Below are 23,675 nucleotides of genomic sequence, written 5' to 3'. Positions count from 1 at the left end.
CCTAGTGCTCGACCGGAGGCCCGGCCGCACGTGCGGCGGACCGCCTGCGCCGGGGCCGGGTGGGCGCCTTGGCAGCGGGCTCGGGTTCGGCTTCGGCTTCGGCCACCGCAGGCTCATCTGAGTCTTCGGAAGAAACCTCGGGCACGTCTTCGGCCTCGGTGTCCTGCGCGACGTCACTGTCGGCGGGCTCAGGCGTCGTTTCCGGATCGCCCGGAGTCGGCGCGCTCTGGACGATCTCGACAATCTCGTCGACCTCGTCGACCACGTCGTTATCCGGCACGTCCTGCGCCGAGACGCCCTCTTCGTCGTCCTCGTGGTGGCCGTTCGCCGCCGCCATCGCCTTGAACATCGGGTGCTCGCCCTGCGGGTGCGGTGGGGTGCGGGCGACCACAACTTCGGGCTCATCAGCCTTGCCCTTGCGGGAACGCTTGGCACGCCGCCCGGTCTCGGGCTTCTTGGCGCCGGTCGCCGCGGTGCCGGCGTTATCGACCGGGTCGACATGCAGCACGATGCCGCGCCCCGCGCAGTGCGCGCAGGTCGACGAGAACGCCTCGATCAGGCCCGTGCCGAGTTTCTTACGAGTCAGCTGCACCAGGCCCAGCGATGTCACTTCCGACACCTGGTGGCGGGTGCGATCGCGGCCCAGCGCCTCGGTCAGGCGACGAAGCACCAGATCCCGGTTCGACTCCAGCACCATGTCGATGAAGTCGATGACGACAATCCCGCCGACGTCGCGCAGGCGCAATTGCCGAACGGTTTCCTCGGCCGCTTCCAGGTTGTTGCGGGTGACCGTCTCCTCCAGGTTGCCGCCGGCACCCGTGAACTTTCCGGTGTTGACGTCGACAACCGTCATGGCCTCGGTGCGGTCGATGACGAGCGTGCCGCCGGAGGGCAACCACACCTTGCGGTCCAGCGCCTTGGCCAGCTGCTCGTCGATGCGGTGCACCGCGAAGACATCTGGACCGTCGGCGGGCTCATACCGGTTGATACGCGAAAGAAGATCTGGAGCAACGGTTTTCACGTATTCGTCGATGGTTTCCCACGCCGCATCACCTTCGATGATGAGCTTGGAGAAGTCCTCGTTGAACAGGTCGCGGACCACCTTGACCAGTACATCGGGCTCCTCGTAGAGCGCCATGGCGGCACCGGATGCTTTAGCGGAAAGGTCCGCCGAGCTCTGCTCGATGCCCTGCCACTGTTCTTGCAGCCGCTGCACGTCGGCGCGAATGTCCTCTTCGCGCACACCTTCTGATGCGGTGCGAATGATGACGCCGGCATCCGAGGGGACGATATCGCGCAGGATCTCCTTGAGACGCTGCCGTTCGGTGTCCGGGAGCTTGCGGCTGATTCCGGTCGAGGACGCACCCGGCACGTACACCAGGTAGCGACCCGCCAGCGAGATCTGGGTGGTCAGTCGGGCGCCCTTGTGCCCCACCGGGTCCTTGCTGACCTGGACCAGGACGTAGTCGCCCGACTTGAGTGCCTGTTCGATCTTGCGGTTCGAACCGCCCAGACCGGCAGCGTCCCAGTTGACCTCACCGGCGTACAGCACGCCGTTGCGACCACGGCCGATGTCGACGAAGGCGGCCTCCATCGAGGGAAGTACGTTCTGCACCACACCGAGGTAGATGTTGCCCACCAGCGAGGCGGACGCCGCCGACGTCACGAAGTGCTCGACGAGCACACCGTCCTCCAGGACGGCGATCTGTGTGTACCGGGCGCCCTCGTGCGGCGGCTCGGTACGGGTCTTGTCCCGAACCACCATCACCCGGTCGACGGCCTCACGCCGGGCCAGGAACTCCGCCTCGGTCAGGATCGGTGGGCGGCGCCGTCCGGCATCCCGCCCGTCGCGGCGGCGCTGACGCTTGGCCTCCAGGCGGGTGGACCCGGAAATACCCTGAATCTCGTCGCCTCGCTCGGCGCGGGGTTTGCGCTCATGCACCACGGTGTTTGGCGGATCGTCTTCCGATGCGCTGTCACCCTCGTCACCACTTCCGGCCTTGCGCCGGCGGCGGCGACGCCGCCGACGGCTCGCCCCCTCAGGCGTGTCGCCATCCTCGGCACTCGATTCATCACCGTCCGCCGCAGCGACATCGCCATCAGCGTTGTCGGCAGCGTCCTCGTCGTCGGCGCTCTCGCCACCCTCGGCTGCTGAGTCCTCCGAGGATTCGTCGGAACCGTCGCCACCGGCCTGCTCACCACGGCCGCGTCCGCGCCCGCGACGTCCGCGCCGCCTGCGCCGGTTGGCCGGGCGGTCACCGTCGCCCTCGGACTCGGGATCGTCTCCGTCGCCGGAGTCCTCGTCGACGTCCTCGGTGCTCGCCGCTACGGCGGGCGCGGGGCGATCCTCCTGCGGCTCGGGAGCCTGTGGGGCCACGAAGAGCGGCCCGTAGTCGTACGCGGTGGGTCCCGCGGTCGCCGGTGCCGGTGCCGGTACTGCCGCGGCCTCGATGATGGTCGGCTCCGCGACAAGGATCGGCGCGGTCGGCGGGTTGTCGGGGTCCTCGGCCGGGCTTTCGGCGACAACCTTCGCCGGGGCCTCGGTCTGTGCCGGTGCCACGGTCTCCGCGGCAGCGGTCGGTTCCGCCTCGCCGGCAAGCGCCTCACGAACCTTCGCGGCGTCCTGCTTGTCGACGTTCGAATGGGGGCTGCGGGCGCGCCCGTCCAGCTTGGACAGCGCGTCGAGCACGCGGCGGGTGGAGGTCCCGAGCACTCGCGCCAGGGTGTGCACCCTCAGCTTCTCGGGTAATTCTCCCTGCTCAGCAGGGGCTTGCGGGGTGTCCGGCGCTAGCGCGGCGCTGTCCCCTTCTGGAGCGCTGGTGTGTAGGTCTTCTGGTAGCTCATAATCGGCCACTTATTCTCCTCAAGCCCCCGGGCGCGTCCTTCAGACGCGGCCACGCGAGGGCTTTTCTCTCTATGTACCCGGGCTAGGTCCGGGTTTGTGGGGGTCTTGCTCCGAGCGATCCGTAGCTGCGATGCCGCAGTTCCGAACCCACCCAGTGCCTGGCTGGAATGATGGCTTGACGTGCTGCAATGGTAATCGCGCTCGCCGTGTCGTCATTCGGGTTTCCGGCCGGCCCCTATTGGGGTCGAAGTGCCGTGGCCCACACTCAGTATCCCATACGAATCAGACGGTGGGCACCAAGCCTGGAACCCGCGCGATCCGCAGGGTCACAAAACGAAGCGAGTGTGCGATTTACGTCGAGATTTCAGGAGAAACCGACGCAAACCGCACACTCGCGGATTCAGATCAGATGAATTGGGTCAGAGGGCCGGGAACCAGAGCGCGATCTCACGCGCCGCCGACTCAGGTGAGTCGGATCCGTGCACCAGGTTCTCCTGGGTCTCCAGGGCGAAGTCGCCGCGGATGCTGCCGGTCGCAGCCTTCTCGACGGGATCGGTGCCACCGGCGAGCTGACGGAAGGCGGCGATGGCACGCGGCCCCTCCAGCACGGCTGCCACCACGGGCCCCGAAGTGATGAATTCCAGTAGCGAGCCGAAGAACGGCTTGTCCTTGTGCTCGGCATAGTGCGCGCTTGCCAGCGACTCATCGACGTTCTTGAGCTCGAGGGCAGCCAGCGTCAGGCCCTTGCGCTCAATACGGTTCAGCACCTCACCGACAAGTCCCCGCCGCACACCATCGGGCTTGATCAAAACCAGCGTCCGCTCAGTCACGGGCGACAGCCTACTGGTCGGTAGTAGTCCCCCGCTGACCCGGCAGCTCCCCGCGGCCCTGACGGTCACGAACCTGGTTGCGCATGTACCAGATCAGCAACCAGACACCCAGAAACAACAGCCCGACGAAGCCAATGGCGGCGTGCACGAAGAAACCTGCCACCAGCACCACCTGGAGTGCCAAGTTCGCCTGAAGCGCCCACGGCCGGCCCTGCATGCCCGAGAGCAGGATCATGGCGACGGCGACCCCGATGAGGTAGATCAGCGACAGCGGCGAAAGCCCGCCGCCCACCATCTTGACCACCGGTACCGCCAACAACACCACGATGGTCTCCAGGATGAGCGTGCCCGCCATCACCCCACGAAATCCCCGCCAAGGGTCAACCGGAGCTTGGCCGTCGGTCTCGTGATTCTCGCCCTCGGGGTTGCTCACTGCGGGTCCTTTCCGAACAGTGTCCGTGCCGCACCCGCGGTGACGACCGACCCGGTGATGACGATGCCGGTGCCGGAAAAACCTTCCGCTCCCCCATCTTCGGCGGCCTCCTCCACCATCGCAGTGGCGGTTTCGATGGCGTCGAGCAATGTGGGCGCAACGACAACGCGGTCCTCTCCGAAGAGTTCCAGAGCGATACCGGCCAAGGCATCCGTCTCCAATGCACGCGGAGAACCGTTGTGTGTCACCACGATCTCGTCGAACGCAGGCTCGAGGGCGGCGAGAATCCCAGGCACGTCCTTGTCGGCCATCACGCTGATCACACCAACCAGACGCCGGAAATCGAACTCGGACTGCAGGGTCTCCGCCAATGCGGCCGCACCATGGGGATTGTGCGCGGCGTCCAGGAAGACCGCGGGCGCACTGCGCACTCGCTCAAGCCGCCCGGGAACGATTACCGACGCGAATCCTGCTCGTATCGCATCGATATCGAGCTGACGGTCGCTGCCCGCACCGAAGAACGCCTCCACCGCGGCCAGCGCGACGGCCGCGTTATGCGCCTGATGCTCACCGTGCAGCGGCAGAAATATCTCCGGGTAGACCCCGCCGAGCCCCTGCAGTTCGAGCACCTGCCCGCCCACCGCGACCTGGCGCGACAACACCGAGAACTCAGAGCCTTCGCGAGCCACGGCCGCATCCGCTTCCACGGTTTGGCGCAGCAGCACCTCCATCGCCTCGGGTGCCTGCTGGGCGATAACGGCAACCGTATCGGGACCCGCCTCACCGGTCATCGCATCAAGCTTGTGCCGCTTGATGATTCCGGCCTTTTCATTGGCAATGGAGGCAAGGTCCGGGCCCAGGAACTCGACATGGTCGATACCGATCGGAGTGATGACGGCGACCGGGGCGTCGATGATGTTGGTGGCATCCCAACGCCCGCCAAGCCCGACCTCCACCACGGCGATATCGACGGGCGCGTCCGCGAACGCCACAAACGCCATGGCGACCAGCACCTCGAACTTGCTCATCGCGGGCCCGCCCTGCTCCTGCGAGCGCTTGTCCACCAACTCCACGAACGGCTCGATCTCGGAATAGATCTCCACGTACTTCGCCGGTGAGATCGGTTGACCGTCAATGGCTATGCGTTCGACAGCCGACTGCAGATGCGGGCTGGTGGTGCGTCCGGTGCGCCGGTGCAGTGCCGTCAGCAGCGCGTCGATCATCCGCGTCACCGACGTCTTGCCATTGGTCCCGGCGACATGGATACACGGATACGCCCGCTGGGGCGAACCCAGCAGTTCCATCAGCGCGACAATGCGGTCGGTGGACGGCTCGATCTTCGTTTCGGGCCAGCGCTGGTCAAGCAGATACTCGATCTGCAGCAGGGCCGCGATCTCGTCGGGAGTGGGCTCGATGCCCAATGACTCGCTCACGCCAGCCCTGCCAAACGCGCGGTGATCCGCTCGACCTCCTCGGTGGCCACCTGCTGACGAGCCCGAATCTTCTCGACGACGGCGTCAGGCGCCTTCGCCAGGAACGCATCGTTGCCCAGTTTGCTTGTGGTGCCGTCGAGTTCCTTGCGCGCGGCAGCCAGATCCTTCTCCAACCGTCGCCGTTCCGCCTCGACGTCGACGGTGCCGGAGGTGTCGACCTCGACGGTCACGGTAGCGCCGGACAGTCGGACCTCCACCGAGGCCGTCGGGCTGAAACCGTCCTCGGCCGGGGTCAGCCAGGCCAATGACGTCACGGCGGCGAGCTGGCCGTCCAGGCCGGCAGCCGAGACACCGGCGAGGCGGGCCGCGACCTTCTGCCGGTCGCCCAGACCCTGATCGCTGCGGAACCGGCGGACCTCGGTCACCAGCTTCTGCATGTCGGCGATGCGTTGCACGGCAACATCGTCCAGCTCGATACCGGATTCGGTTGGCCACTCAGCGATGACCACCGACTCCCGGCCGGTGACCGTCTTCCACAGCACCTCGGTGACGAACGGAATCACCGGATGCAGCAGCCGCAGCAGGGTGTCCAGCACCGTAGCCAGCACAATGCGGGTGCTGTCGGGCTTCTCGGCCAACTGCACCTTGGCCAATTCCAGGTACCAGTCACAGAACTCGTCCCAGGCGAAGTGATACAGCCCCTCGCAGGCCACGCTGAATTCGTAGCGATCGAGCGCGGTGTCCACCTCGGCCCGCACCTGTTCGAGGCGGCCCAGGATCCACCGGTCGGCGTCGGTGAGCTCGGCGGCGTCGGGCAGCTCGCCCAGCGCGGCACCGTTCATCAACGCAAATCGGGTGGCATTGAACAACTTCGTGGTGAAGTTGCGCGAGGCGCGTGCCGCGTCCTCGCCGATGGACAGGTCACCGCCGGGGCTGGCGCCACGGGCCAGAGTGAAGCGCAAAGCATCCGCGCCGAACATCTCCACCCAGTCCAGCGGGTCGATGCCGTTTCCCTTGGACTTGCTCATCTTTTGGCCGAACTGGTCGCGGATCAGACCGTGCAGGAAGACGTTGTCGAAGGGCACCTTGCCCCCGTGCAGCACCGGGTCGCCGGCCACGAAGGTGCCGAACATCATCATCCGAGCCACCCAGAAGAAGATGATGTCGTATCCGGTGACAAGAACGCTTGTGGGATAGAACTTCTCCAGCTCCGGGGTGGCATCGGGCCATCCCATGGTGGAGAACGGCCACAGCGCCGAGGAGAACCAGGTGTCGAGCACATCGGGGTCCTGCACGTAACCTTCGGGCGCGGTCTCGTCGGGTCCCAGACACACGATCTCACCGTCCGGGCCATGCCAGATGGGGATACGGTGGCCCCACCACAGCTGGCGAGAGATGCACCAGTCGTGCATGTCGTCGACCCAGGCGAACCAGCGCGGCTCCAGGCTGGCCGGGTGAATCACGGTGTCACGGTTGCGGACCGCATCGCCGGCGGCCTTGGCCAGCGACTCGACCTTGACCCACCACTGCAGGGAAAGGCGTGGCTCGATCGGTTCACCCGAGCGTTCCGAGTGGCCGACGCTGTGTAGGTACGGGCGCTTCTCGGCAACGATGCGCCCCTGCTCAGCCAGGGCCTCGCGCACCTTCACCCGCGCCTCGAACCGGTCCATCCCGTCGAATTGCGTTCCGCTGTCGCAGATGCGGCCATGGATGTCCATGATGGTGGGCATCGGCAAGCCGTGTCGCAAGCCGATCTCGAAGTCGTTCGGGTCGTGGGCGGGCGTGACCTTGACCGCGCCGGTGCCGAATTCGGGGTCGACGTGGGTGTCGGCGACGATCGGGATGCTGCGGTCCTGGAACGGATGCGGGAGCTCGGTGCCGACGAGATGCCGGTAGCGCTCGTCATCGGGATGCACAGCGATCGCGGTGTCACCCAGCATCGTTTCCAGACGCGTGGTCGCCACCACCAGGTACGGCTCATTGTCGTCGAGGGAGCCGTATCGGAAGGACACCAGCTCGCCCTCGACCTCGTCGTACTTGACCTCTAAGTCCGATATCGCGGTCTTCAGCTCGGGCGACCAGTTGACCAGCCGCTCGGCCCGGTAGATCAGCCCGGCGTCGAAGAGCTTCTTGAAGATGGTGCGCACCGCGCGGGACAGGCCCTCGTCCATGGTGAATCGATCGCGGCTCCAGTCCACGCCGTCACCGAGACGACGCATCTGCCCGCCGATGGTGCCGCCGGACTCACGCTTCCAGTCCCACACCTTGTCGATGAACAGCTCGCGACCGAAGTCTTCTTTGGTCTTGCCGTCGGCGGCCAGCTGCTTTTCCACCACCGATTGGGTGGCGATGCCCGCATGGTCCATGCCCGGCAACCACAGCACCTCGTAACCCTGCATACGTTTGCGGCGAGTCAACGCGTCCATGAGGGTGTGGTCGAGCGCGTGGCCCATGTGCAGGCTGCCGGTGACGTTGGGGGGCGGCAGCACAATCGAGTAGCCAGGCTTGTCGCTGGTGGGATCGGCGGTGAAGTATCCGGCGTCCACCCAGCCCTGATAGAGATCCGCCTCTACCGCTCCCGGGTCCCATGAGGTGGGCAGGGAGCTGGCGGCGTTCGTATCAGGGCTTTGGGTCACCCATCAGATTCTAGGGTTGTCTGTCGCGCCCATTTTCACGGGCGTTTTCACACGCCCAGAGATGACGAAACCACCCGGCGAACAACGCACCGGGTGGTTTCGTGTGAAGGTGTGCGGCGGTGCGGCTACTTCTTGCCGCCGAGGAGCCCGCCCAGGATGCTGCCGAGGGCGTCGCTCCCGCCCTTGCTGCCGAGCACGCTGCCCAGGATGCTGCCGAGCGGGTTGTTACCGCCCGCGGCGGCCCCGCCACCGACGGCGCTGCCGAGGATGTTCCCCAGGATGTCACCGATGCCGCCGCTGGCCGCGGGGGCCTCGGCGGGCGCGGGCGCGGCGCCGCCACCGGTGAGCTTCTTGGCCACGAAGGCCAGGACGATCGGGGCGAGAATCGGGAGCAGCTGCTTGATCAGGTCGCTGTTACCCGCACCGGCACCTGCCAGCTTCTGGGCGACATCGTCGGCGTTGTTGTCGCCGAACAGCGAGGCGACCACCGCGCTGCCCGCGTTCTGGTCGACGTCCTCAACGTTGACTCCGCCGTCGAGGAGAGTGCTCGGGGCGCTGCTGACATTGGCCTGCAGATCGGCGGCCTTGTCCGGATCGTCCGCATTGGCCTGCAAACCGCCGACCAGCAGCGGAACCACGGATTTGATCGCCTTGTCGGCCGTCTCGCTGTCGACCCCGAGCTTCGCTGCGATCTGGTCGGTGGGAATCTCGTTGAGCAGCTCGTCGAGTGTGGCCATGGGTCTCCTCCTAGATAACTGGGGTTTGGTAAACCTTAGCCAAGCAGATCAGCCCCGAGTGAACGAATGCCGAACATCACAACCCCAGACCCTTTACCGCTGTGGGGTCCACCCATAACGTCGAGCTATGAGCGACCACATCGTCGTGGTTGGTGCCGGTATCGCCGGCCTTGCCACCGCAGTCGCGTTACAACAGTCCGGACGTGATGCCGTCGTTCTCGAGGACCGCGACGGCTCCTCTGCCGGATACGCGATTACCTTGTGGCCCAACGCACTAGCAGCCTGCGATGCCCTCGGCGTCGGGGATGATGTACGTGATGTGAGCGCGCGCGTGGAGGCCGGCATGGTGCGCTGGCACGACGGACGAATACTGCGAGAGCCCCCGAACGGACAGCTCACCAAAGCCGTGGGCGAGCCGGTGGCGGTCACCGAACGCAATCAACTCCTGGCGATTCTGTCCGCCCGGCTGGCACCCGGGACGGTGCGCTACGGCGCCCGGGTGAGCAACGTTCGGGATGGGCTGCACGGAACTTCTGTCGAGCTTGCCGACGGTCATTCACTGACCGCCGCAGCGGTCGTCGGAGCCGACGGAATCGGATCGTTGGCCGCGCAGTATCTCAATGGGCCGCTGTCCTTCCGATACTCCGGATACACCGCGTGGCGCGGCATCGCCGATATCGCGATTTCGGATGAGCTGGCCGGGATCACCGTAGGCCCGGGGATCGAGTTCGGCCACCTGCCGATGCCCGGCGGCCGCACTTACTGGTTCGCGGGCGAACGATCACACGAAGCACAACGCGCATCTGGCCGCGAAATCGACTATCTGACAGGAAAGTTCGCCGAGTGGGCGAAGCCAATACCTGACCTGCTGAGCCAGAGCGGCGAGTCCTCGGTGCTGCGTGGCGATATCTACGATCGCGGACGACTGCGGCGAATCACCGGCGGCAGGGTGGTGCTGGTGGGCGACGCCGCGCATCCGATGCGACCGCACCTGGGTCAGGGCGGATGCCAGGCGCTCGAGGATGCCGCGGTACTCGGTGCGGCGGTATCCGAACGATCCTCTCTCCCCAGCGCTTTCCGTGAGTACGCGCGCAGACGAAAGTCGCGCACCCGCACGGTGGTTGCCCGTAGCCGCCAGATCGGACACGCGACATACGCACGGCCCGCGGCGTTGAGTGGGTTGTTGATGCGCGCTTCGGGACGGATACCCGCCTCCTTGTTCTGGCGACAGCTGCAGAACATCGCGGGATATGACGCATCTGACATCACGGTTCACCCATAGGATTCCCTTGTGTCCCACCCCGAGCCCGCGCCTAGCGCCAGCCTCAAGGACTTCTGTATCGACGCGATACAGCCCGTTCCCGTCGCCAAGTTCTGGGCGGCGGCCATCGGCGGCGAGGCCGATATCGACGAGGCCGGTGAGGCGCTGATCCGGCGCGGCAAAGACGTGGACATCTGGGTCAATCGCGTCCCGGAGGCCAAGTCCGTCAAGAACCGTGTGCATTTCGATGTCTACGCCCGCGCTGCCGAAGATCTCGTCGCGTTGGGCGCGACGGTGCTGACGCAGGAGCCGGAATGGGTCGTGATGGCCGACGTAGAGGGCAACGAGTTCTGTGCGTTTCTGGACCCCGAACTCGAAAGTGATACGCCCGCAAAACTCTTCGCGGTGTGCACCGATAGTGACAAACCCGTCGAAATCGCTCAGTGGTGGCATGGGCTCGTGGGTGGAACGATTACACCCGGGCCCGACGGCACACTGCGGTGGCTGCGTGGCGCCGCCGGCTGGGGTGAGCTGATCTGGAAATTTGTCCGGGTTGCCGATGAGCGCGTGGTGAAGAACCGCTGGCACTGGGATGTTCGCGCCGATGCCGCTGAATTGGTGCACGACGGCGCCCGCGCGCTGCGCGGCCCCGATACCGATATCCGCTGGACCGTGCTGACCGACCCGGATGGAAACGAGTTCTGCGCCTTCGGTTAGGCCGCCAAGCCCGCCCTCGGTTAGGCCGCCGCGCCCGCCTTCGGTTGGGTGCGCTTGCCCGGAGTCGCCAGGGCCGCTGCGATCGCGGTCGTCAACGGAACAGACAGCACCAAGGCGATACCACCGACCGCGGATCGGGCGATCTCGATCGCCACACCCTCACTGGTCAGCACATCCCCCAGGGATCGATTGGCGACACTGAACAACAACATGAGCGGTAGCGAGTTACCCGCATAGGCGAGCACGAGGGTGTAGACCGTACTGGCGATGTGATCGCGCCCCACCCGCATGGCACCGAGGAACACGTCCTTGCGCGTAGAACCGTCGCCCAGCTCTGCCAGTTCGAAGACCGTTGAGGCCTGGGTGACGGTCACATCGTTGAGGACACCCAGCGAACCGATGATGAACCCGGCCAGCAGCAGCCCCGATATCGACACTCCCCCCATGTACGCGGCGACTTCGTTGTTCTGCTCGTCGGACAGACCGGTCAGGTGCGTCACCTCGATGACGGCCCAGGACAGGGCCGCCGCGAAAAGCATCGCGGTCAGCGTGCCCAGGAGCGCCGCACTGGTACGCATGCTGACACCGTGGGCAAGGTAGATGACCACGAAGAGGATCGTCGCCGACGCGACCAGGGCCAGTGGCAAGGCGGGCCCGCCGTCCCGCAGCGCCGGAAGCAGGAACACCGCCAGCACCAGGAACGCCACCAGGATGCCCACCAACGCGCGGAGCCCACGCCAGCGCGCCACCAGGCAGATGACGATCGCGAACGCCGCGGCGACAGCGACCAGCGGCCAGGTGCGTTCGTAGTCGTAGAAGCTGTAGGTGGTGGCGCCCTGCGCGTCGACCTGCCTGGTGATCCGGATGTGCTCGCCCGCGGCAAGAGTCGGTTGCCCCCCGCCAGAGGTGAATTCCAGCTGCGTCTTCGCACCCGAATTCGGGCCGGACGTGATGGCGATCAGGTCGAGCGCACATGTTGATTCGGGGGTCTGTCCCCCGGTGGGATCGGCGGTCAGCACCTGCCCGGTGGACGGACTGCCACATTCGCCGAGGCGCGTCGAGAGCACCGTGCCCGACTCCGTGGTCACCGCGCCACCGTGCGCGTTTTGGTAGGGCAGCGGAATGTCCACGGTGCGGTGCTCAGGCCACAACGTCACCAGCCCGATGAGAACCGCGACACCCATCGCGGCGAGCAGGCCCACCACGATCCGGGCCGCGTTGGATCCGAGAGGCGCCGGCCCTGTCGACATCGCGTGGGAATGGCTATGAGAATGCGACACGCCTGTCAGGGTAGAGGTGGCAACGCGTTCAGCTCCGCCTCTGTGTTCACGTTCACGACCCAATTCGGGTCGGATATCGAAATTCGTTGCGCACCAACGTGCTCAACGAGTGCGCCGAGTCGGCGTTCCCCGCCAGCGGTCAATTCATCAATGGTGTCGCATAGGCCTACGTCATAGACGGCGGCCAGGTAGTGATCCCGGCCCTCGGCAGTGGCAAGGACGATGCGGCCGGTGCCGGTCGCGAGCTCCTCGATGAGTGCCGCGCGCACCAGCGGCATATCGACGGCGCAGACAAAGGCTCTGCGCGCGCCCACGTGCGCCGCGGCCCGTAGCCCCTGCCCCAGCGCCACCAGTGGACCCTGGCCGGGCTCACGGTCGGCGATGATGACCGCGTCCACATCGGCAATGTCCTGAAACGGCGCGCGCACCACGATCACCGGTGCGCATCGTGAACCCACCGTCTGCACGATGCGTTGTGTCAGCGTCTGCCCACCCCAGCGGATGGCCGCCTTATCGCGCCCCATGCGGCGCGACGCCCCGCCGGTGAGCACCACCGCCGCGAGTTGGTTCATGGAAGAAAGGTACGCACAGATGCCAACAAGCCACCAAGAGGCGGGGCACCGAAGGTTCCGCTCTTGATGACTTGTTGAAATAGATCTCTGTTACTCGGGGTCTAGCCGCGCCGTCCGCAGACGGGCCATGCGCCGATGCCCTGACGGGCCAGCACGTTCTCGGCAATCCGGATCTGCTCCTCGCGCGAGGCGAGGTGCGGGGAGCCGGAGCCGCCGTTGGCACGCCAGGTGCCCATGTTGAACTGCAGACCGCCGTAGTAGCCGTTTCCGGTGTTGATTCCCCAGTTGCCACCGGACTCGCAGTTGGCGATGGCATCCCAGTTGACCGGATCCGCACTCGCTGTTCCAGCCAGTGCCAGCGGAGCCGCGACAAGTGCAGCGGCCAGGGCCCCGAAAGCAGCACGCGTGGTAAGCGTTTTGCGGATGTAATTCATGTCGTTCCTCTCGCCGGGTACGCACCGAACACCACCCGCCAGCGGATACCGCAGCGGGTCTGGTTCACCTCCAGGCGAGGTGGACATCTTCGTCGGATCGCGCCGTCTCGGTCGGGCGCGACAAGGGAGGCGGCTGCTGCCTCACCGGCTCGTGGTGGCCGGCGGCCAGACCGCCTCGCGGCGTTCTAGGCCCCATTTGCACACAGGGTTCACGGTTCGGAGTTTTGCTCCGATTTGTAGACGTGTCGGACCGTACGGAACCACTCAGCGAAAGTCATCTCACGACACGCACATCCCAAACCAATAACGAAACAATTACAGAGCCAATCTTCAGCGACTAACCCCAGGTCGCTTAGGAAATTCTCAGGTTCTCTTAGGATCGCCCCCACCTGCGAAAAGTGAGTCAGATCACGCAGATTTTGTGAGCCGCGCCACCAATGCGGCAAATCACTCAAGTAACATTAGGAACTTTAACAACACACGGCGTGGCGAATTGACAAGTTCACTCTATTCACTCTGTTATCAATTGCACCACTATTTGCCATTTATCAATTGCGGCACACTATTAACGAGGAAACAATGCGGCCATTCCCCGCCTTGTTGGCCAATGCAAGTGAGACACGCTGATATGCAGACTGATTCGCCGCACGGATGCCAAAAGCCCAGTGCGCGAGCACCATACGCGACGTGACTGCCGCAGCGGCGGCATTTACCGCTGTACCGCTCAGAACTACTTGCGGCAGAGGCCTTTTCAGCGCTACCGGGCTAGCAGCGCAATGCGACGACAGCGATCTTGCGCGAAGTCACCGGGACGGTGGTCGGATAGTTCTGCGCATCGCGGCCCGCCCCCACATCCGTCACCGGGGACTGCTTCTCCACAGAGGTGACCGTGCACTTGCTCAGGTCGCCACCCCCGCTTCGAGTGATGATCACCCGATACCCGTTGGCCTTGAGCTCGTTGATGACATCGTTGGCGTTGCCACCCGACGGAGCGGCTGCCGCGGTGCCTGCGCCCCCCAACGAGACACCGATCATCGCCACTACTGCTGCTATCGCAATCAGCGACTGCCTCACGGCCTTCTCACCTCGCATCTAGGGCATGAAGGTTGCGTTCCACACCGGCGGCCCGGAACATCAACGTCCCTGCATCCTACGAGAGCAACCGCACATTGCGCGCGAGGAGACGCCGAAGCATCCGAACGAGCAGACGACAAAGAAGCCAAAATGCGTGCTGCCGACGCTATTTCCTCGGCAGCACGCCAGCACCTAGCTGACGGTCCAGGTGTCGCGACCGGTCAGCAGCGCCTGCAGCGCCGCGGTGTCGCTCGGCTTGGCCGCCGCAGCGGTGGTCAGCTGCTCACGGGCCAGATCGTCGTACGTCGGCCGCTGCACGCTGCGGAATACACCCATCACGGTGTGCTCCAGATCCTGCTCGGACAACCGCGACAGCGCGAAGGCGTAGGCGGGATCATCCGAGTGCGCGTCGTGCACCACGATGTCCTCGGCCTTCACATCCGCGGTCTTGGCTACTTCGAGTCCGAAACCCGAACGGATGACGCAGAGTTCGCCCTCGGCACCGAATGTGATCGGCTGGCCGTGGCTCACGTTGATGACGCGCTGCTCGGCGCCTTCCTTACGCAACAGGTCAAAGGACCCGTCGTTGAAGATCGGGCAGTCCTGCAGGATCTCGACCAGGGCCGAACCGCGGTGCGCGGCCGCGGCACGCAGCACCTCCGAGAGACCCTTCTTATCCGAATCCAGGGCCCGTCCCACGAACGTGGCCTCGGCCCCCAGGGCCAGCGACACCGGGTTGAAGGGGTAGTCCAGCGAACCCATCGGGGTCGACTTGGTGACCTTGCCGGTCTCCGAGGTGGGCGAGTACTGGCCCTTGGTGAGGCCATAGATCCGGTTGTTGAACAACAGGATCGTCAGGTTCACGTTGCGGCGCAGGGTGTGGATCAGATGGTTACCGCCGATGGACAGTGCGTCACCGTCACCGGTCACCACCCATACCGAAAGGTCCTCGCGAGCCAGCGCCAGGCCGGTCGCGATGGCCGGGGCACGCCCGTGGATCGAGTGCATGCCGTAGGTATCCAGGTAGTACGGGAACCGGCTCGAGCAGCCAATGCCGCTGATGAACACGATGTTCTCGCGCTTGAGCCCGAGCTCCGGCAGGAATCCACGGATGGTGTTGAGGATGACGTAGTCACCGCAACCGGGGCACCAGCGCACTTCCTGATCGGAGGTGAAGTCCTTCGACTTCTGCTCCACATCGGTGGTCGGCACCAGAGCATTGGCCGTCAGGCCCAGATCGGTACCGGCCAGGCCACTGATTCCGTTGATTCCGTTCAAAACGTCAGTCATGCTCGATCCCCTACGGCCACCGCGGATTCACGCGCGAGAACGGCCTTCTGGCTTTCCTTTTCGGCGAGCGACCCGTCCAGGGCCGCATCGATGATTTCTTCGACCTCATCAGCGAGGAAGGCCATACCCTGCACCTTCGTCACCGACTGCACATCCACCAGGAACTTGCCGCGCAGCAGCAGCGACAACTGTCCGAGGTTCATCTCCGGCGCGACGACCTTCGGGTACTTGCGCAGCACCTCGCCCAAGTTCCCCGGGAACGGATTGAGATGGCGCAGGTGAGCGTGAGCCACCTTGAGTCCCTTGCGGCGGGCGCGCCGGCATGCCTCGCCGATGGGGCCGTAGGAGCTGCCCCACCCGATCATCAGCAGTTGTGCGTCACCGGTGGGATCATCAACCTCCAAGTCCGGCACGGTGATTCCATCGATCTTGAGCTGGCGCAACCGCACCATCAAGTCGTGGTTGGCCGGGTCGTAGGAGATGTTGCCCGAACCGTTGGCCTTCTCCAGGCCACCGATACGGTGCTCCAGGCCCGGAGTGCCCGGAACGGCGAACTGGCGGGCCAGCGTCTCCGGATCTCGGTTGTAGGGTGCGAAGTCCTGGTCGGGCGAGGCGAAGGTGTGCTCAATCGCCGGATAGCTCGCGATGTCCGGGATCGCCCACGGCTCAGAGCCGTTGGCGATCGCGCCGTCGGACAGGATCATCACCGGGGTCCGGTAGATCAACGCGATGCGCACCGCCTCGATGGCGATGTCGAAGCAGTCCGAAGGCGAACGCGGTGCGAGCACCGCGATCGGCGATTCACCATTGCGGCCGTACAGCGCCTGCAACAGGTCGGCCTGCTCGGTCTTGGTGGGCAGGCCCGTCGACGGCCCGCCGCGCTGCACGTCGATGACCAGCAGCGGCAGCTCTGTCATGACCGCCAGACCCACGGCCTCGCTCTTGAGCGCCACACCGGGGCCGGAGGTGCTGGTGACACCCAGGGCACCACCGAACGAAGCCCCCAGAGCCGCACCGATTCCGGCGATCTCGTCCTCGGCCTGGAAGGTCAGCACATCGAAGTTCTTGTACTTGCTCAGCTCGTGCAGGATGTCCGACGCCGGTGTGATCGGGTAGGTGCCCAGCACCACCTTGGTGTTCGCGAGCCGGCCCGCCGCCACAACGCCGTAAGCCATCGCGGTGTTACCGGAAACCTGTCGGTACTCGCCCGGCGGCAGCGATGCCTTGGCCACCTCGTACGTGGTGCCGAAGGCTTCCGTGGTTTCGCCGTAGTTCCAGCCGGCACGGAAGGCCAGGATGTTGGCCTCGGCCACATCGGGCTTCTTCGCGAACTTCTCACGCAGGAACTGCTCGGTGCCCTCGAGTGGGCGGTGGTACATCCAGGACAGCAGCCCCAACGCGAACATGTTCTTGGTGCGTGCGCCGTCCTTCTTGGAGACTCCGGCAGGCTCGACGGCGCCGAGCGCCAGCGTGGTCATCGGAACCTGGTAGACGACGTAATCCGACATGTCGTCGTGCTCCAGCGGGTCGGACTGATAGCCGACCTTGGCCAGGTTGCGCTTGGTGAACTCATCGGAATTGGCGATCACCATGCCGCCGCGCGGCAGGTCGCCGATGTTGGCCTTGAGCGCCGCAGGATTCATGGCCACCAGCACGTCGGGCCGGTCGCCCGCGGTGAGGATGTCGTAGTCGGCAATCTGGATCTGGAAGGACGAAACACCCGGGAGCGTGCCCTGAGGGGCCCGGATCTCGGCGGGATAGTTCGGCTGGGTCGCGAGGTCATTGCCGAAGACGGCGGCCTCAGAGGTGAATCGGTCTCCGGTGAGCTGCATACCGTCACCAGAATCTCCAGCAAACCGGATGACGACCTTTTCCAGCTTCTCCGATACGGCTCCGTCGCCCACCGGTGACCTACCTTTCACGACGAACTCTGACGGTGACGGTACGTACGCCACCATTCCGCAGAGTTTTCTGTCACTCTTGGTACCGATTATTGCACTTTCACGCCGCTGACCTTGACGAGGGCATACCCGCAGGCACAGAACTTGACACCTGTCGAGTTCTCCCCTGCCGCCTGGCCTGTGCCGTTGCCTCACTACTCTCCAGTAGACGTGAGGCAAATCACAAGAAGAGGCCAAGCATCTGCTTGGTTGCCTCTCGGTGCTGTCACCGCGGGTCGGCCATCCGAGGGTTGTGACACCCCGGCTCGACAACGGGTCCAGAATGAGAAGCATGACCGGGCACCGGATACCGACGGCTGGCCACCACGAGGAAGCCGGGCCGGGCGAGATCGGCGAACCCGATATCGCCGTCACCGGCGCGAAGGACGTCGCCGCGGGAATGACCGCGGTCGGCGTTTCCCTGCAACGCGGCCTCGAACAGATGGGCCCATTGCGCACCGTCGCAACGCTGTCCAAGCTGAATCAACGTCACGGCTTTGACTGTCCCGGATGTGCCTGGCCGGAAACACCGGGACACCGCAAACTCGCCGAGTTCTGCGAGAACGGCGCCAAGGCAGTCGCCGAAGAGGCCACCAAACGCACGGTCACCCCAGAATTTTTCGCCCAGCACTCGGTCGAGGAACTCCGCGAACTCCCCGAGTACTGGCTCAGCCAACAAGGCCGCCTCACCCACCCCATGGTGCTGCGCCCCGGTGAATCGCATTACCGGCCCATTGATTGGGACGACGCGTACGCGCTCATCGCCGAGGAGGTCAGGGCGGCCGCCGACCCGGACCGGCTGGTTTTCTACACCTCCGGGCGCACCAGTAATGAGGCCGCGTTCTGCTACCAGCTGCTGGTGCGCAGCCTGGGTACCAACAACCTGCCCGACTGCTCCAACATGTGCCACGAGTCCTCGGGCACCGCGCTGACGGACTCGATCGGAATCGGCAAGGGCTCGGTGTCGGTACCCGATATCGAGCACGCGGACGTCATTCTCATCGCGGGCCAAAATCCCGGTACCAACCATCCGCGCATGCTCTCGGTGCTGGAGAAGGCAAAGGCCAACGGCGCCAAGATCATTGCCGTCAACCCGCTCCCCGAGGCCGGACTGCTCCGCTTCAAGGACCCGCAGAAGGTCAACGGCGTGGTCGGGCACGGTGTGGCCATCGCCGACGAGTTCGTACAGATCCGGCTCGGCGGAGACATGGCGCTCTTCGCAGGGATTGGCAGACTGCTTCTGGAGGCCGACGACGCGAACCCCGGCAGCATCGTCGACCGGCAATTCATCGAGGAGCACTGCGCAGGGTACGAGGAATGGGCCGCGCGGACACGGGCGGTTGATTGGGAAACCGTCGCGCAGGCAACGGGTATCGACATGGAGCAGCTGACCACGGTTGCCACACTCCTGGCCGAATCACAGCGCACGATCTTCTGCTGGGCCATGGGCCTCACCCAACACCGGCACGCCGTCGCCACCATCGGTGAGGCGACCAACCTGCTGCTGATGCGCGGGATGATCGGCAAGCCGGGTGCGGGGGTGTGCCCGGTGCGAGGCCACTCGAACGTCCAGGGCGACCGCACCATGGGCATCTGGGAGAAAATGCCCGAAGCCTTCTTGGCCGCATTGGATTCCGAGTTCGGCATCGAGACTCCCCGCAAGCACGGGTTCGACACGGTGGACGCGATCCGGGCCATGCGTGACGACAAGGTCTCCGTCTTCATCGGCATGGGTGGCAATTTCGCCTCTGCCACCCCCGACACCGCCCTCACCGAGGCCGCGCTGCGCAATTGCTCACTGACCGTACAGATCTCCACCAAACTCAATCGCAGTCATCTGGTGAACGGGCGCACCGCGCTGATCCTGCCCACTCTCGGACGCACCGATCGCGACATCCAAGAGTCGGGTAAACAGCTTGTTTCCGTGGAAGATTCGATGTCCATCGTGCACCTCTCCCGTGGCAGTCTGCATCCACCGAGCACCGCGCTACGCAGCGAGGTCGCCATCGTCTGTCAACTGGCACGCATCGTCCTGGGACCGGAACACCCGGTGCCATGGGAAAGGTTTGTCGACGACTACGACACCATCCGCGATGCCATCTCGCGGGTGGTACCCGGATGCGCCGACTACAACACCAAGGTCCGGCAACCGGACGGGTTCGCGTTGCCGCATCCGCCGCGCGACGATCGCCAATTTCCCACGCACACGGGTAAGGCCAATTTCTCTGCGGCACCACTGGAGTGGGTGCCGGTACCGGCAGGCCGACTGGTGCTACAGACGTTGCGCAGCCATGACCAGTACAACACCACTATCTACGGCCTCGATGACCGCTATCGCGGCGTCAAGGGCGGCCGCCGGGTGGTCTTCGTCAATCCCGAAGACCTTGCCGCATTTGGGTTGTCCGAGGGTGCGCGGGTTGATCTGGTGTCCGAGTACCCGAGCGCCGACGGAGTGCTCGAGGAGCGGCGTGCCGAGGATTTTCTGGTGGTGCCGTACTCCACCCCGCGCGGCAACGCCGCCGCCTACTACCCAGAGACCAATCCACTTGTGCCCCTGGACCATGTCGCGGAACGGTCCAACACTCCGGTGTCGAAGGCCGTCGTCATCCGTCTGGTGGCTCGTGGGTAGGGTCACCGACAGGCGCAAGATACGCCGCATCGACGGGGTCGGACGGGGCGAGCGCAGCGAGACACTCGTCGTCGAGGAGCCCCTGGAGATCCGGGTCAACGGGCAGGCGGTAGCCGTCACCATGCGCACCCCTGGATCGGATGTCGAACTCACCCAGGGATTCCTGCTCACCGAGGGGGTCATCGCCGGCCGCGACGATCTGCTGACCGTGCGCTACTGCCAGGGCGAAGGGCCCGACGGCCTGAATACCTACAACGTCCTGGACGTGACCCTCGCCCCCGGCGTTCCCGCCCCCAACCCGGCGGTGACGAGAAACTTCTACACCACCTCGTCCTGCGGTGTCTGCGGCAAGGGATCGCTGGAGGCGGTCCGCACCATCAGCCGCTTCTCCCCCGGCGACGACCCATCCACCATCGAATCGACCACGCTGGCGGGTCTGCCCGACAAACTTCGCTCGGCGCAAAAGGTTTTCGCGACCACCGGCGGGCTGCATGCCGCGGCACTGTTCACCACGGACGGCGCCATGTTGGCGGTCCGCGAGGACATCGGCCGGCACAACGCGGTGGACAAGGTCATCGGGTGGGCTCTCGAAAACGGCAGGGTGCCCCTCACCGGGACCACACTGTTGGTCAGCGGGCGGGCCTCCTTCGAGCTCGCCCAGAAGGCCACCATGGCGGGCATTCCCATCCTGGCCGCGGTGTCGGCGCCGTCCTCGTTGGCTGTGGATCTCGCGGCACAGTCCGGGATGACGCTGGTGGCGTTCCTGCGTGAGGACAGCATGAACGTCTACACCCGGGCGGATCGGGTGCTCTAAGCCTCCGGCACCTCGACGGCGATCTCCCTGCCCAGTGAGTAGCCCGGCGCCAGCGGTAGATCATCACCGCTCCAGAACGACCCCGGATCGAAGTAGTTCGAGCGCTTCTCGGTGATGAGCAACCCCATCTCCTCGAGAGTGATCGCCACCGTCTCGGCGCAGAACGCCGTCTCCAGCCCGGCTTGCCGTTTTTTTGTGATGTCCCGCTCGGCCACCTCGCGAACCTTCTTGTGCACGAAGGGAAGTCCCCGCGTGAGATCGCTGACCGTAGGAAGCCGGCCCCGCATCCAGCGACCGGTCAGCCGCGCGGTAGCCGGAAACGGCGTCCCGTCCATCCGGGCCACCACGCGCAGTGCGATGTCTTCCTGCTCGCGGGTTATCCGCGGGCTCAGCTGCCGCAGCCAGCACCGCTGTCCATACACGTGCGCCCACCGCTCGATCGCCTCACGCGCATCGTGCAGTTGCACCCCCCGATGGTTATCGCCGGTCCATACATCGGTGAGCTTGTTACCGAGTTCGGCATGCCACATCAGCGGCGGCAGATCATCGATGGCCACCGTCATACCGACATGGTTGACCGGACTGTTCGACAAGGTCTGGATGAGACGATCGGGACCCGACCGTCCACGGAACACCCAGATGTCGCCCGTCCGCGTCGCATCGAGCGCCTCGTCGATCGACACGGCTCCTATCTCACTCATTCCCGCACCGTAGCCTGGAGCGATGGCCAACATGTGGAAGTGGCTCGGGCTCGCCGGGGCTGTCGGGGTGGCAGCGGGAGGCGTGCTGGTCGCCCGCGATCAACGCAAACGCGAGGCGTACACGGTCGATGAGATCCGCGACCGGTTGCACCAGCGACTCGGCGAATCGGGCGCGGGGACTAACGAGTCCTCACACTAATTGGAGCGCCAATTCTGCAGGCCCACGAAGGCCATGGTCAGGGCGCTGGTGGCGCTGTCGACGACATCGTCGGTGTCGGCGTCGGGCTGTACCAACTCGGCCACCGCATTGGCGCCGATCGATAACAGCAGGCTGGCCGCCGTCGTGAGATCGGCCGAATCCCAGAGCCGCATCTTTTCGCGACGCGCCAGGTCGATGGCCAGCTCACCGGCGAGCAGCCGCATCTCGATGTTCACGGCCCTGCGCACCTCGGTGGGTGCGGTGTACCGCTCGGTGGCGACAAACCGCAGCTGATCAGGGTTTTCCTGAACCTGCTCGGCAAGGATGCGCATGGCTTCGGCCAACGTCGCCGGTTCGCGCCGGCGTATCTCCCGGGCGATCCCCCGGGCGATGCGCATTCCCTCTTCGGCCAGCGCGACACCCAGGTCATCCAGGGAAGCGAAGTGCCGGTAGAAGGCCGTCGGCGAGATTCCCGCGCCACGGGCGACATCACGCAGGCTCAGTCCCGAGAACGCCTGAGTACGCGAAAGCTCAAGGGCGGCTTCCATCAGTGCGGTGCGGGTGCGCAGTTTCTGCTCACCGCGAACCGAGTCACGTCGCGCGGAGGCGCCCGCATGAGAGCTCCGCTCTCGACGACTGGTCATGGCGATCACTGTATCGCTGTGATGACCGACACGGTGATTACGGCTTGACTCAGTGGGGGCAAGTTGGTTCACAATTTCAGTGTACATTCGTTAACCTAACGGAGGGAGTTCGAATGACATTTCTAACTAAAGCCACCCGACGAATCCTCACTCCCGAGTCGTCACTGGGCCGGTTGTTGACCGCCGCCCTCACCCCGCACGCCGTCGACCGGTATCTCGAACTGGTCGACCCGATGATCACCTGGGAAGAGGCCCGCGCGCGCGTCGTTCGCGTGCAGCGCCGCACCACCCGATCGGTGACCTTGACCTTGCGCACAACCCACCAGTTCAAAGGCTTTCGCGCAGGTCAGTTCGTACAGCTGGGTGTCGTGATCGATGGCGTGCGCCACGTCCGCTGCTTCTCACCGTCCGGCGCCGATGACACCCGCGACCTCATCGAGCTGACCATTGCCCGCAGGCCCGAAGGGCTGGTGTCGAACTACCTGTACAAGCACGCCGCGGTGGGTGACGTGTACAGCATCACCCCGGCCGCCGGCACGTTCGTCCTTCCCTCGCCGCGCCCCATTCGGACCGTTCTAATCGCCGCCGGTAGCGGGATTACACCCGTTCTCTCAATGGCGAGAACTCTCATCGGCAACGGATACCCCGGGCAGCTCGCGGTGCTCTACTACGCGCCGACCGCCGCAGAAAACGCCTACGCACGCGAGCTCACCGCTCTCGGCGAGGTGCCATCGGTGGCGGTGCACACGGTGTACACGCGTGAGGGCGGTCGGCACTTCAGTGCCGAGCAGCTCGATGCGCTCGCGCCCTGGAGCGCCGATGCCCAGACGTTCCTGTGCGGGCCGCCCTCGCTGCACGACGCGGTGAGCACGCTATACGCCGAGCGTGGACTCTCCGACCGTCTGCACACCGAAGAGTTCTACGTCACCACGTCGAGCACCACTGGGGAGGCCGGAGGCGTGCTGCGATTCGCCACCTCCGACATCACCGCCGAAAACGACGGCAGGCCGATCCTCGAACAGGCTGAGGCCGCCGGACTGCAACCCGAATTCGGCTGCCGGATGGGAATCTGCTTCGCCTGCACGGCGGTGAAGACATCCGGATGCACCCGGAACCTGCGCACCGGCGATGAGAACGACGACCCCGATCAGCACATCCAGCTCTGCATCACCGCCCCCGTCGGTGACGTCTCGATCAACCTCTAAC

The 23,675-nt window shown here is 65.2% G+C and carries 20 protein-coding genes; 6 read left to right on the top strand and 14 right to left on the bottom strand.

Features of this window, described 5'->3' with window-relative positions:
* Nucleotide 1: 1 nt before the first annotated feature.
* The 6 genes from AOT83_RS05540 to AOT83_RS05515 form a co-directional block, all read right to left on the bottom strand.
* On the bottom strand, nt 2-2,689 hold the full coding sequence (locus tag AOT83_RS05540; protein ID WP_057965167.1) for an Rne/Rng family ribonuclease: 2,688 nt from the start codon (nt 2,687-2,689) through the stop codon (nt 2-4).
* A 575-nt stretch (nt 2,690-3,264) separates the two neighbouring features.
* A complete protein-coding gene (gene ndk / locus AOT83_RS05535) occupies nt 3,265-3,675 on the bottom strand; it encodes a nucleoside-diphosphate kinase (RefSeq protein WP_057964972.1) in 411 nt (136 codons plus the stop codon).
* A 10-nt stretch (nt 3,676-3,685) separates the two neighbouring features.
* Nucleotides 3,686-4,030 carry a DUF4233 domain-containing protein gene (locus AOT83_RS05530; protein ID WP_101312220.1) on the bottom strand — a complete coding sequence of 115 codons (345 nt, stop codon included), beginning with the start codon at nt 4,028-4,030 and terminating at the stop codon, nt 3,686-3,688.
* A gap of 74 nt (nt 4,031-4,104) precedes the next feature.
* On the bottom strand, nt 4,105-5,541 hold the full coding sequence (locus tag AOT83_RS05525; RefSeq protein ID WP_030095122.1) for a folylpolyglutamate synthase/dihydrofolate synthase family protein: 1,437 nt from the start codon (nt 5,539-5,541) through the stop codon (nt 4,105-4,107).
* Nucleotides 5,538-8,177, bottom strand: a complete 2,640-nt coding sequence (locus AOT83_RS05520; protein ID WP_030095121.1) for a valine--tRNA ligase — start codon at nt 8,175-8,177, stop codon at nt 5,538-5,540. Before AOT83_RS05520 ends, AOT83_RS05525 begins: the two co-directional genes overlap by 4 nt.
* Nucleotides 8,178-8,302: 125 nt before the next feature.
* Nucleotides 8,303-8,914 (bottom strand): DUF937 domain-containing protein, encoded by a 612-nt coding sequence (locus tag AOT83_RS05515; RefSeq protein WP_030095120.1) that lies wholly within the window; start codon nt 8,912-8,914, stop codon nt 8,303-8,305.
* Nucleotides 8,915-9,041: 127 nt separating this feature from the next.
* Between AOT83_RS05515 and AOT83_RS05510 the strand changes: the two genes are divergently transcribed.
* Together AOT83_RS05510 and AOT83_RS05505 are read left to right on the top strand one after the other, a co-directional pair.
* Nucleotides 9,042-10,196 (top strand): FAD-dependent monooxygenase, encoded by a 1,155-nt coding sequence (locus AOT83_RS05510; RefSeq protein ID WP_030095119.1) that lies wholly within the window; start codon nt 9,042-9,044, stop codon nt 10,194-10,196.
* A 9-nt stretch (nt 10,197-10,205) separates the two neighbouring features.
* Entirely contained in the window at nt 10,206-10,892 is a 687-nt protein-coding gene (locus tag AOT83_RS05505; RefSeq protein ID WP_030095118.1) for a VOC family protein, read from the top strand.
* 20 nt (nt 10,893-10,912) lie between these two features.
* Here AOT83_RS05505 and AOT83_RS05500 read toward each other — a convergent pair whose 3' ends face one another.
* The 6 genes from AOT83_RS05500 to AOT83_RS05475 form a co-directional block, all read right to left on the bottom strand.
* Nucleotides 10,913-12,172, bottom strand: coding sequence for a YibE/F family protein (locus AOT83_RS05500; protein WP_196325585.1), 1,260 nt, complete (start codon nt 12,170-12,172; stop codon nt 10,913-10,915).
* Nucleotides 12,173-12,177: 5 nt separating this feature from the next.
* The gene (gene mobA / locus AOT83_RS05495) at nt 12,178-12,744 is read right to left on the bottom strand and encodes a molybdenum cofactor guanylyltransferase (protein WP_030095116.1); all 567 of its coding nucleotides are present in this window, start codon (nt 12,742-12,744) and stop codon (nt 12,178-12,180) included.
* A gap of 101 nt (nt 12,745-12,845) precedes the next feature.
* Nucleotides 12,846-13,178, bottom strand: coding sequence for a transglycosylase family protein (locus AOT83_RS05490; protein ID WP_030095115.1), 333 nt, complete (start codon nt 13,176-13,178; stop codon nt 12,846-12,848).
* Between the two features lie 765 nt (nt 13,179-13,943).
* Nucleotides 13,944-14,252 (bottom strand): hypothetical protein, encoded by a 309-nt coding sequence (locus AOT83_RS05485; RefSeq protein WP_030095114.1) that lies wholly within the window; start codon nt 14,250-14,252, stop codon nt 13,944-13,946.
* A 192-nt stretch (nt 14,253-14,444) separates the two neighbouring features.
* Nucleotides 14,445-15,542: a 2-oxoacid:ferredoxin oxidoreductase subunit beta gene (locus AOT83_RS05480; protein WP_030095113.1), complete on the bottom strand. Its 1,098-nt coding sequence runs from the start codon at nt 15,540-15,542 to the stop codon at nt 14,445-14,447.
* Complete coding sequence (locus AOT83_RS05475; protein WP_057964973.1) at nt 15,539-17,500, bottom strand: 2-oxoacid:acceptor oxidoreductase subunit alpha; 1,962 nt, start codon at nt 17,498-17,500, stop codon at nt 15,539-15,541. Before AOT83_RS05475 ends, AOT83_RS05480 begins: the two co-directional genes overlap by 4 nt.
* A 274-nt stretch (nt 17,501-17,774) precedes the next feature.
* Here AOT83_RS05475 and AOT83_RS05470 point away from each other — a divergent pair, with 274 nt between their 5' ends.
* Both AOT83_RS05470 and fdhD read left to right on the top strand, forming a co-directional pair.
* Nucleotides 17,775-20,111 (top strand): FdhF/YdeP family oxidoreductase, encoded by a 2,337-nt coding sequence (locus AOT83_RS05470; RefSeq protein ID WP_057964974.1) that lies wholly within the window; start codon nt 17,775-17,777, stop codon nt 20,109-20,111.
* Nucleotides 20,104-20,925, top strand: coding sequence for a formate dehydrogenase accessory sulfurtransferase FdhD (gene fdhD / locus AOT83_RS05465; RefSeq protein ID WP_057964975.1), 822 nt, complete (start codon nt 20,104-20,106; stop codon nt 20,923-20,925). The genes AOT83_RS05470 and fdhD overlap by 8 nt, the downstream gene beginning before the upstream one ends.
* On the opposite strand, the gene AOT83_RS05460 is transcribed toward fdhD, so the two are convergent.
* A complete protein-coding gene (locus AOT83_RS05460; protein ID WP_193606310.1) occupies nt 20,922-21,608 on the bottom strand; it encodes a guanylate cyclase in 687 nt (228 codons plus the stop codon). The two genes, fdhD and AOT83_RS05460, sit on opposite strands and share 4 nt — an antisense overlap.
* Before the next feature lie 40 nt (nt 21,609-21,648).
* On the opposite strand from AOT83_RS05460, the gene AOT83_RS27265 reads away from it, so the two are divergent.
* Complete coding sequence (locus tag AOT83_RS27265; RefSeq protein ID WP_044104320.1) at nt 21,649-21,825, top strand: hypothetical protein; 177 nt, start codon at nt 21,649-21,651, stop codon at nt 21,823-21,825.
* Here AOT83_RS27265 and AOT83_RS05455 read toward each other — a convergent pair.
* Nucleotides 21,822-22,478: a TetR family transcriptional regulator gene (locus AOT83_RS05455; RefSeq protein ID WP_030095109.1), complete on the bottom strand. Its 657-nt coding sequence runs from the start codon at nt 22,476-22,478 to the stop codon at nt 21,822-21,824. The two genes, AOT83_RS27265 and AOT83_RS05455, sit on opposite strands and share 4 nt — an antisense overlap.
* A gap of 104 nt (nt 22,479-22,582) precedes the next feature.
* On the opposite strand from AOT83_RS05455, the gene AOT83_RS05450 reads away from it, so the two are divergent.
* Complete coding sequence (locus AOT83_RS05450) at nt 22,583-23,674, top strand: ferredoxin reductase (RefSeq protein ID WP_030095108.1); 1,092 nt, start codon at nt 22,583-22,585, stop codon at nt 23,672-23,674.
* Nucleotide 23,675 lies beyond the last annotated feature (1 nt).

The sequence above is a fragment of the Mycobacteroides sp. H001 genome (genome assembly GCF_001440005.1).
Taxonomy (GTDB): domain Bacteria; phylum Actinomycetota; class Actinomycetes; order Mycobacteriales; family Mycobacteriaceae; genus Mycobacterium; species Mycobacterium gwanakae.
This window is presented reverse-complemented; position numbering and strand designations above follow the sequence as displayed.

Excerpts from the sequence above, each read along its gene's own strand:
- AOT83_RS05475 (WP_057964973.1), bottom strand. The coding sequence starts at position 17,500 with ATGGTGGCGTACGTACCGTCACCGTCAGAGTTCGTCGTGAAAGGTAGG.
- AOT83_RS05510 (WP_030095119.1), top strand. The coding sequence starts at position 9,042 with ATGAGCGACCACATCGTCGTGGTTGGTGCCGGTATCGCCGGCCTTGCC.
- AOT83_RS05515 (WP_030095120.1), bottom strand. The coding sequence starts at position 8,914 with ATGGCCACACTCGACGAGCTGCTCAACGAGATTCCCACCGACCAGATC.
- AOT83_RS27265 (WP_044104320.1), top strand. The coding sequence starts at position 21,649 with ATGGCCAACATGTGGAAGTGGCTCGGGCTCGCCGGGGCTGTCGGGGTG.
- AOT83_RS05470 (WP_057964974.1), top strand. The coding sequence starts at position 17,775 with ATGACCGGGCACCGGATACCGACGGCTGGCCACCACGAGGAAGCCGGG.
- mobA (WP_030095116.1), bottom strand. The coding sequence starts at position 12,744 with ATGAACCAACTCGCGGCGGTGGTGCTCACCGGCGGGGCGTCGCGCCGC.
- AOT83_RS05450 (WP_030095108.1), top strand. The coding sequence starts at position 22,583 with ATGACATTTCTAACTAAAGCCACCCGACGAATCCTCACTCCCGAGTCG.
- AOT83_RS05490 (WP_030095115.1), bottom strand. The coding sequence starts at position 13,178 with ATGAATTACATCCGCAAAACGCTTACCACGCGTGCTGCTTTCGGGGCC.
- AOT83_RS05480 (WP_030095113.1), bottom strand. The coding sequence starts at position 15,542 with ATGACTGACGTTTTGAACGGAATCAACGGAATCAGTGGCCTGGCCGGT.
- AOT83_RS05530 (WP_101312220.1), bottom strand. The coding sequence starts at position 4,030 with ATGGCGGGCACGCTCATCCTGGAGACCATCGTGGTGTTGTTGGCGGTA.